Raw genomic sequence first — 450 nt, forward strand, 5'->3', positions numbered from 1 at the left:
CACAACAGATTGTCTGATGAAAAAGTAACGAGCAGAAAACTCTTTATAGGCTTGTAGCTCAGGTGGTTAGAGCGCACCCCTGATAAGGGTGAGGTCGGTGGTTCAAGTCCACTCAGGCCTACCAAATTCGCACTCATGCTGCATTCTTGGCTGGGCACGAAGCAACAGGTTTCCCGAGAGGGAAAGACTGTCATTCACCGCGAGTGGTAATAAAGAGTTCTGCCAGTGACTGTATGGGGCTATAGCTCAGCTGGGAGAGCGCCTGCCTTGCACGCAGGAGGTCAGCGGTTCGATCCCGCTTAGCTCCACCATATCCCTACGGTCCTTGATAATACTTCAGAGTGTACTGGTAACAGTATGCTGCGAAGTATTTTGCTCTTTAACAATCTGGAACAAGCTGAAAATTGAAACCTGACAGCAGAAACTTGTCTCTCCGTAGAAGTATTGAGG

At 48.9% G+C, this 450-nt stretch carries 2 tRNA genes; both read left to right on the top strand.

Going from position 1 to position 450, the window contains the following annotated elements:
* The first annotated feature begins 47 nt into the window (after positions 1-47).
* A tRNA-Ile gene (locus WG891_RS26685) sits at positions 48-124 on the top strand.
* Positions 125-235: 111 nt separating this feature from the next.
* Positions 236-311, top strand: a tRNA-Ala gene (locus WG891_RS26690).
* Positions 312-450: the final 139 nt, after the last annotated feature.

Origin of the sequence: Serratia sp. MMO-28 (assembly GCF_037199905.1) — a bacterium.
GTDB lineage: Bacteria > Pseudomonadota > Gammaproteobacteria > Enterobacterales > Enterobacteriaceae > Chania > Chania oryzae.